A 6,395-nucleotide genomic window follows, 5' to 3' on the forward strand; every position below is an offset into this window, starting at 1 on the left:
ATTGGGTAAAAATTGTGATATTAGTCATTGATAATTACGACAGCTTCACCTATAATTTAGTACAATATTTGGGAGAATTGGCGGCGGATTTTCCCGTAGCCAATGATCTGCAAGTGGTGCGAAATGATCAGATCACGGTGGATGAAATTAGGAAATTAAACCCAGACGCAGTGGTGATTTCTCCAGGTCCTGGTCGTCCAGATGATGCAGGGATTTCTCTCAATGTGATTACCCAACTTGGAAATCAACTGCCGATTTTAGGTGTGTGTTTGGGACATCAAAGTATTGGCCAGGTTTTCGGTGGTAAAATTGTCTCTGCTCCAGAATTGATGCACGGTAAAACGTCCCAGGTCTCGCATACAGGGATAGGAATTTTCCAGGGTTTAGAAAATCCTTTGACTGCTACCAGATATCATAGTTTAGTTATTGAGCGGGAAACTTGCCCAGATGTGTTGGAAATTACGGCTTGGGTGGAAGATGGTACAATTATGGGTGTGAGACACCGGAATTATCCTCACATTCAAGGGGTCCAATTTCATCCAGAAAGTGTTCTGACTACTTTAGGTAAGGAACTACTGAGAAATTTTCTGCGAATTTTATAAGGTGAGAATATATGAAACGACGACAATTGATTGGCTATGCTGGGGTTGGTTTAGTAACGGCTGTAATTGCTAATTTAGGTGATCAAGTTCCAGTAAATGCCCAAAATAGTGATGTATCCATTCAGTGGTTAGGTCATACTTGTTTTTTGTTGACTACTGAAAATGTGAAGATTCTTATTAATCCCTTTAATAATTTAGGATGTACAGCTAAGTATCGTCCCCCAATAGTTAAGACGGATTTAGTATTAATTAGTAGTCAATTGTTGGATGAAGGGGCAATAGATAAAATACCGGGAAATCCTAAATTGGTTTATCAACCGGGGGTTTATGAATTTAGAGGGGTTAAGTTTCAGGGAATTACTACTGATCATGATCGTCAAGGTGGAAAACGATTTGGGAAAAATGTGGTTTGGAAATTGACATCAAGGGGAATGAATTTACTACACTTAGGTGGATCTGCTGCACCTATTACCCTAGAGCAAAAAATCCTCATGGGTCGCCCTGATGTCCTATTTATTCCCGTAGGTGGTAGTGCTAAAGCTTACAATGCCCAGGAAGCGAAAGATGCGATCGCTGTCTTAAATCCTAAGTTAGTCATTCCCACCCATTACCGTACCGCGGCGGCTGATGGTGATAATTGTGACATTACCCCAGTGGATAATTTTCTAACTTTGATGCAGGGTGTTAATATCCGCCGGAGTAATAATGATTCTGTGATAGTTAATTCTCAGAGTTTACCGAAAAATACGGAAATTCAGATTTTGAGTTATAAATTTTGACAAGATCCCTGAAGTTTTCAGGGAGTTGGGGATATTGTGGTTATTTATTAACTAGTAATAGTTCTTCCTTATCAACCTTATCATAACATTTTTAAAGTTTTTTGTCAACACCAAAAAATAAATTTTTCCCGGTTGTCGTTTTTGCGTTTTTTAGCGAAACATAATGGGGATTACAAAAAGCAGAGTTTTCGGGAATTTTTAATTTTTAATTTTTAATTCCCTGTTCCCTGCTATAAATATAGTTTTTATATATTTTAGATTTTTGTCAATCATCGGGGAGTCAAATGAAGATATTAGTGCTGAGTTGGGAATTTCCACCGAGGATAGTGGGAGGAATTGCTCGTCACGTTGCTGAGTTGTACCCGGAACTAATCAAGCTGGGTCATAACATCCACCTAATTACCCCAGAATTTGGTCCAGCATCTTCGTATGAAGTTGTGGAAGGAATTCATATTCATCGTGTCCAAGTGCCTGCCAGTAACGATTTTTTCCACTGGGTGGTAAACTTAAATGAGAGTATGGGAGAATATGGCGGTAAGTTATTGATGGAAAAGGGTCCATTTGATCTGATTCATGCCCATGATTGGTTAGTAGGAGACGCAGCTATATCGCTAAAGTATATCTTTAAAACTCCCTTAATCGCCACAATTCACGCCACAGAACACGGACGCTGCAACGGTATTCACAATGATACCCAAAGGTATATTCATGATAAAGAATATGCACTAGCTCACAATGCTTGGAGGGTGATAGTTTGTACTGAATATATGCGTCAAGAATTAGTGCGATCGCTATACGTCCCCAGTGATAAAATTGACGTAATTTATAACGGTATTCGTCGAGAAAAGAAAATACATGATCGGGATTTTCATGCTCAAGATTTTCGGCGACAATTTGCGGCAGATGGTGAGAGAATTGTTTATTATTTAGGTCGCATGACCTATGAAAAAGGTGTACCTGTGTTGCTTAATGCTGCTCCTAAGGTGCTTTGGGAGATGGAGGGTAGTGTTAAATTTGTCATAGTTGGTGGTGGTAATACTGACCATCTCAAACGTCAAGCTTGGGATTTAGGGATTTGGCATAAGTGTTATTTTACTGGGTTTCTTTCTGATGAATACTTAGATAAATTTCAAACTATCGCTGATTGTGCAGTTTTTCCCAGTCTTTATGAACCTTTTGGTATTGTTGCTTTAGAAAGTTTTGCCTCTCGCGTACCAGTGATAGTTTCTGATACTGGTGGTTTTCCCGAAGTAGTTCAACACACGAAAACGGGAATTACAACTTGGGTAAATAACCCTGACTCTGTAGCTTGGGGAATTTTAGAAGTTTTGCGAAACCCAGATTATTGTCAATTGTTGGTAAATAATGCTTATGCAGATTTAGAAAAAAGATTTAGCTGGCCAAAATTAGGTAAGCAAACAGAAAAGGTTTATGAGAGAGTAGTGAAGGAGCGAGCAGAAGTTTTTTGGTTATGAGAATCAAAGATGATCCTGATGATTGGCCGTAAAAAAACAGTACAAACCCTGTACGCTAGGAATTGAGCCTGGAAAAATGCGAGAGTTAGAAATGATTGCTGTTTGCTTGACAAGATTTTAATATGACAAAGGCGTTCATAAGTATATCTAGGTATTTGCAAAATGCAAAAAATAGCTTGTTGAAGATGGTAAACCGAATCATAGATCGTTTAACAACCAAGTTAAAGCGATTCTTTCAAGATATCATCGCTAATACTCAACCACCCCAGTCTGAACCAGCTTATAAACTACCTAAATTAGCTGGTCCTGTTCATAACTTAGGTGGTGGTGGTCTTGATGTTGATGACGCTATTCAGTGGATGATTAATCAAGTCAGGGGAAGTAGTAACAGCGACCATAAAGTTAATGTTTTAGTAATTCGTGCTGCTGGTAGCGATGATTATAATCAGCTAATTTATCGCATGAGAGGTGTTAAGTATGTGGAAACTCTGATCATCCGTAATCGTCAAGAAGCGAACAGAACGGATATTTTTGATAAAGTCAGAAATGCTGAGGTAATTTTCTTTGCTGGTGGTGATCAATGTGAATATATTCGTCACTGGAAAAATACTAAATTAGAAGTAGCGATCAAGTCAGTTTATGATAAAGGTGGTGCTGTTGGTGGTACAAGTGCCGGAGCGATGATTCAAAGTGAATATGTTTATGATTCTTGCGCTTGTGTAGATAGCATTGAAACTCACGAAGCACTGGATGATCCCTATGGGAATATTACCTTTACTTATAACTTTTTCCAGTGGAAATATTTGCGTGGAACTATCATTGATACCCATTTTGATGAACGCAAAAGAATGGGAAGAATTATGGTTTTTATCGCTCGACAAATTCAAGATGGTATATCTCCAACTGCTTTAGGAATAGCAATTAGTGAAGAAACTTCTTTACTAGTTGATAAATACGGTATTGCTAAAGTTATGGGTAAAGGTGCAGCGTATTTTGTGTTAGGAGATCATCCCCCAGAAGTTTGTGAAAAGGGAACTCCTCTCACTTATCATGACTATAAAATTTGGAGAGTCCCCAGAGGCGACACTTTCGATTTAAATCAATTACCGTCAAGAGGTTATTATCTTAGAAGTGTGAAGCGGGGAAGATTTGATTCAGATCCTTATTAATACTATTTCTCTGCACAAATCTACTTCATTAGCCCACTTGAGTGGGCTTTGTTTGTGTGATATTCTGATGAATAAATAACAATTATCCATATTTATAGCAGTTCCCATACTTGTGAGATACAAAGTTTTTTAGTTTTAGGGAATGGGGTTAGACTGGGAAACTATATATAGTTTCATCTTATTTAGTATTATGAATTAGTGACTTGCATCTTACTTAAAATCCGACGCGAGACATTAAAAAATATCAAACCTAAAATTACTCCTACCTTGGCAATACCTTTATCAATAGCATCTCTTGCTGGGTCTTCTCCTGACCATTTTTTAGGGATAAATTGATTAGTAGCATATAATTTTCAATATAGCTATTACTAAGGTTGGTATGGTCATAATCTTGGATAATTAAGGGAATATTTTGACTTTCTAATCTGGTAGCAAAACCGAAGATTAATAATGTCATAAATGGCAATAAAAATGCTAATGTCAATCGGTCACGCTTAATTTGAGATAATTCTTTAATACACTGAGAAATAATTCTTTTCATAAGTAGTTATAATTAGAGAGCCTTTTGGTGTTAGTCTAAAGAATTATGACAAAATTCAAGTTAATTGATATGCCTCTTGGTTATCTGAGCAGGATTTGATATAATCAGAAAGATTATGCTTTGCTATAAAACTCTCTTTACCCAGCCGTCAAAAATTATCTAGCAATAAGATCCTGATTTTAATGACTTGATAATATGTTAGTTAATGTAATGATAAACTAATAAAAGTATGATACTAGAAAAAATTACACCTCTCATCCTTACCTGTAACGAAGAAAATAACATTAGTCGTACCCTGGAAAAACTTAAATGGGCAAGTAAAATCATTGTTATTGACAGTTATAGCACAGATAAAACATTAGAAATTTTGTCTCAATATCCTCAAGTAGAAGTATTTTCCAGAAAATTTGATTCCTTCGCTAGTCAATGCAATTATGGATTGTCAAAAATCACATCAGAATGGGTACTATCTCTAGATGCAGATTATATATTAACCGATGATTTGATTCGGGAAATTACATCTTTACCAATAGAGTCAGATATAAATAGCTATAGTGTCAGGTTCAAATACTGTGTTTTTGGTAAACCCTTACGCGGTACTTTGCTTCCACCTCGTAAAGTCCTTTATAAAAGAGAAAAAGCAAATTATGAAGATGATGGACACGCCCATAAAGTGATTGCACAAGGTAAATCTAGTCAACTATCAGCATACATCCACCACGACGATCGCAAGCCATTGAGTCGTTGGTTATGGGCGCAAGATCGTTATATGGTAATTGAAAGTAAAAAACTTCTAGAAACACCAGAGCATAAACTTAGTTTAAGCGATCGCCTACGCAAACGCAAAATCCTCGCACCTTTAATAATCTTCATCTATTGTCTCATCCTCAAAGGTTCTATTCTTGACGGTTGGCATGGATGGTATTATACATTTCAGAGAGTTTTAGCAGAAATATTGTTGAGTATACATATAATAGAAGCAGAGAAATTGCCATAATAACTCCAATACCTTTGTCAAAATAAAAGGCTCAAATGACTACCACACCTAACCAATACGAATATTCCTATCAAAATAGTCAAGCTGGACATCACCATGATTATTTGCTAAAACCACTGATGGAAATGATATCAGAAATACTACCCCCACCCAATAAACAAAAACCTCGGATTTTAGATATTGGTTGTGGTAATGGTAGCTTGAGCAATTTCCTAGCACAGCAGGGTTATGAAGTTGTTGGTGTTGAAGAATCTGAATCAGGTGTAAAATTAGCTAATCAAAGTTTTCCCAATTGTCGCTTTATTCAAGGTAGCATTTACGATTTACCATACTCCGAACTAGGAGACAACTTTGATATTGTCATTGCTGTTGAGGTAATTGAGCATTTATTTTATCCTAAAGAATTAGTCAGAAGCTCTAAAAAATGCCTCAAACCCAATGGTGGGTTAATACTTACCACACCCTATCATGGTTATCTAAAAAACCTAGTTATGGCTGCTACAGGGAAAATGGATAATCATTTTACCGCTCTTTGGGATGGTGGTCATATCAAATTCTTTTCTGTACCAACTATGAAGGATTTACTTAAATCAGAGAACTAACTATACCAACATCAAGTTTAAGTTTGCGGGTAGATTTCCCTACCTTTGGAAAAGTATGTTGTGTTCCAGCACCATAGTTCAATAACAAGAATTTATCTAAATAGTTTTCTCATAAATTACAGCAGTTTGAGATCAAAAGCGGTACAAAGATGGTAAACTTTAAAGATGGAAAAAAAAGAAAATAATTGAGATATATATGGCAGCAGCATATTCGACTGATATAAGACAAA

Annotated in this window: 7 protein-coding genes; 6 read left to right on the forward strand and 1 reads right to left on the reverse strand. The window is 36.6% G+C overall.

Features of this window, described 5'->3' with window-relative positions; genetic code table 11:
- Positions 1-14: 14 nt before the first annotated feature.
- From H6G44_RS13660 to H6G44_RS13675, 4 genes are all read left to right on the forward strand, one after another.
- Positions 15-602 (forward strand): anthranilate synthase component II, encoded by a 588-nt coding sequence (locus H6G44_RS13660; RefSeq protein WP_190387018.1) that lies wholly within the window; start codon positions 15-17, stop codon positions 600-602.
- A gap of 11 nt (positions 603-613) precedes the next feature.
- On the forward strand, positions 614-1,381 hold the full coding sequence (locus H6G44_RS13665) for an MBL fold metallo-hydrolase (protein WP_190387019.1): 768 nt from the start codon (positions 614-616) through the stop codon (positions 1,379-1,381).
- A gap of 284 nt (positions 1,382-1,665) precedes the next feature.
- Positions 1,666-2,856: a glycosyltransferase family 4 protein gene (locus H6G44_RS13670; RefSeq protein ID WP_190387020.1), complete on the forward strand. Its 1,191-nt coding sequence runs from the start codon at positions 1,666-1,668 to the stop codon at positions 2,854-2,856.
- A gap of 122 nt (positions 2,857-2,978) precedes the next feature.
- Positions 2,979-4,025, forward strand: a complete 1,047-nt coding sequence (locus tag H6G44_RS13675; RefSeq protein ID WP_190387021.1) for a cyanophycinase — start codon at positions 2,979-2,981, stop codon at positions 4,023-4,025.
- A 262-nt stretch (positions 4,026-4,287) separates the two neighbouring features.
- Here H6G44_RS13675 and H6G44_RS13680 read toward each other — a convergent pair whose 3' ends face one another.
- On the reverse strand, positions 4,288-4,566 hold the full coding sequence (locus H6G44_RS13680) for a hypothetical protein (protein ID WP_311138771.1): 279 nt from the start codon (positions 4,564-4,566) through the stop codon (positions 4,288-4,290).
- Positions 4,567-4,795: 229 nt separating this feature from the next.
- On the opposite strand from H6G44_RS13680, the gene H6G44_RS13685 reads away from it, so the two are divergent.
- Together H6G44_RS13685 and H6G44_RS13690 are read left to right on the forward strand one after the other, a co-directional pair.
- On the forward strand, positions 4,796-5,563 hold the full coding sequence (locus tag H6G44_RS13685) for a glycosyltransferase family 2 protein (protein WP_190387022.1): 768 nt from the start codon (positions 4,796-4,798) through the stop codon (positions 5,561-5,563).
- 35 nt (positions 5,564-5,598) lie between these two features.
- Complete coding sequence (locus tag H6G44_RS13690) at positions 5,599-6,165, forward strand: class I SAM-dependent methyltransferase (protein WP_242031737.1); 567 nt, start codon at positions 5,599-5,601, stop codon at positions 6,163-6,165.
- Positions 6,166-6,395 lie beyond the last annotated feature (230 nt).

Origin of the sequence: Aphanizomenon flos-aquae FACHB-1287 (assembly GCF_014698755.1) — a bacterium.
Lineage (GTDB): Bacteria > Cyanobacteriota > Cyanobacteriia > Cyanobacteriales > Nostocaceae > Dolichospermum > Dolichospermum flosaquae.

Excerpts from the sequence above, each read along its gene's own strand:
- H6G44_RS13665 (WP_190387019.1), top strand. The coding sequence starts at position 614 with ATGAAACGACGACAATTGATTGGCTATGCTGGGGTTGGTTTAGTAACG.
- H6G44_RS13670 (WP_190387020.1), top strand. The coding sequence starts at position 1,666 with ATGAAGATATTAGTGCTGAGTTGGGAATTTCCACCGAGGATAGTGGGA.
- H6G44_RS13675 (WP_190387021.1), top strand. The coding sequence starts at position 2,979 with ATGACAAAGGCGTTCATAAGTATATCTAGGTATTTGCAAAATGCAAAA.
- H6G44_RS13680 (WP_311138771.1), bottom strand. The coding sequence starts at position 4,566 with ATGAAAAGAATTATTTCTCAGTGTATTAAAGAATTATCTCAAATTAAG.
- H6G44_RS13685 (WP_190387022.1), top strand. The coding sequence starts at position 4,796 with ATGATACTAGAAAAAATTACACCTCTCATCCTTACCTGTAACGAAGAA.
- H6G44_RS13690 (WP_242031737.1), top strand. The coding sequence starts at position 5,599 with ATGACTACCACACCTAACCAATACGAATATTCCTATCAAAATAGTCAA.